This window comes from Mesorhizobium sp. M2C.T.Ca.TU.002.02.1.1, assembly GCF_003997225.1.
The window spans coordinates 1-1581 of the sequence record NZ_RZTO01001111.1 but is presented as its reverse complement, the minus strand read 5'-3'; the positions used below and the strand labels follow the sequence as shown (position 1 = coordinate 1581).

Below are 1581 nucleotides of genomic sequence, written 5' to 3'. Positions count from 1 at the left end.
GCTGGGCACATTCTTCCAGCTCGTGCTGCTGGTGGCCGACGACATGCGGCGGGGGCCGCACGAATTTGTCGAGGTGGCCCGCACCGTCGGCGCCAACTCGCGGCAGGTGATGACGGACGTCGCCCTGCGCTGGATGGGACCGACGCTCATCGACAACCTGCGCATCACGCTCGGCTGGTGCTGGACCTACCTGATCATCGCCGAGATCGTCGCCGCCGATTCCGGCATCGGCTACGTGATCTGGACAGCGCGCCGCTTCGTCAAGACGCCCGAGGTCATGGCCGGCGTCGTCGTCATTGGGCTGATCGGCCTCGTCACCGACCAGCTGCTTCGCCTGCTTCACCGCCGGCTGTTCCGGTATCTGTGAGGGCACGACGATGAGCGCATATGTCCAGTTCGCCGATACGGCGAAGTCCTTCGGCCCTGTCGAAGTGGTGCGGAAAACCAATCTAGGCCTGGAGCGCAACTCGCTGGTCGTCTTTCTCGGCCCGTCGGGCTGCGGCAAGACCACGCTGATGAGGATGGTCGGCGGGCTCGACGAACCGACCTCCGGCTCCATCCTGCTTGGCGGCGAGAAGGTCGTGCGGCCCGACCGGCGGCGCGGCATGGTGTTCCAGTCCTACTCATCCTTCCCCTGGCTGACGGTCGAACGCAACATCGCCTTCGGCATGCGCTACCGCAACGACATCACGTCGGCGCAAAAGTCGGAGCGCACGCGCCACTATCTGGACCTGTTCGGCCTTGCCGATTTTGCCGCTTCCTATCCGAACCGGATTTCAGGCGGCATGCGCCAGCGTGTCGCCATCGCGCGCACGCTTGCCGCCGGTTCCGACGTGCTCCTCATGGACGAGCCTTTCGGCGCTCTCGACGCGCTGACGCGCGAGCGTCTGCAGGTCGAATTGCGGCTGATCCAGATCCGCGAGGAAAAGACCGTCATCTTCGTAACCCACGACGTCGAGGAAGCGGTGTTCCTCGCCGACCGGATCATCCTGTTCTCGCGCCGACCCGCCTCGGTCGTCGCCGATATCGACGTGGCGGCCGAGCTCGGCCCGCAGCGGCCGCTGGAAATCCGCGAAACGCAGAAGTTCTTCGAGCTGCGCAACAGGGTGCTTCATCTGATCCGCAACGAAACCGGGACAGCGGTATGAGCCTCTCCTTCTCCGGCAGGGTCGTGGTGATCACGGGGGCGAGCCGAGGCATCGGGCTGGGCATTGCACGCCGCTTCGCACAGGCCGGCGCCACGCTGCACCTGATCGCCAACGATGCGGCCATCCATGAGCGGGCGCGTGAACTGAATGCCACCGGCGCCGAGGCCGACATTGCCGATCGCGAGGCGGTTGCGGCAGCGCTCGCCCCCCTCGCCCGCATCGACGTGCTCGTCAACAATGCCGGCCTCGAGCTGATGACGCCGGTCGATGACGCCGGCGACGACAACGAGGCCGCGTTCCGCCGCATCGTCGAGATCAACGTGATCGGAACCGCCCTGGTCACGGCGCGAGCCTTGCCGCGCATGCCGGCCGGCGGTTCGATCGTCAACACGGCCTCGATCTGGGGGCGAGTCGCCGAGGCCAGGTTCGGGGC

The 1581-nt window shown here is 66.5% G+C and carries 3 protein-coding genes; all 3 read left to right on the top strand.

Features of this window, described 5'->3' with window-relative positions:
- Window positions 1-367: ABC transporter permease subunit (locus EOD07_RS33855; protein WP_127238303.1), on the top strand; the 367-nt coding region annotated here is incomplete at its 5' end.
- A 10-nt stretch (window positions 368-377) separates the two neighbouring features.
- A complete protein-coding gene (locus tag EOD07_RS33850; RefSeq protein WP_127238302.1) occupies window positions 378-1148 on the top strand; it encodes an ABC transporter ATP-binding protein in 771 nt (256 codons plus the stop codon).
- On the top strand, window positions 1145-1581 hold a 437-nt coding region (locus EOD07_RS33845; RefSeq protein ID WP_127238301.1), incomplete at its 3' end, for an SDR family NAD(P)-dependent oxidoreductase. The genes EOD07_RS33850 and EOD07_RS33845, both read left to right, overlap by 4 nt.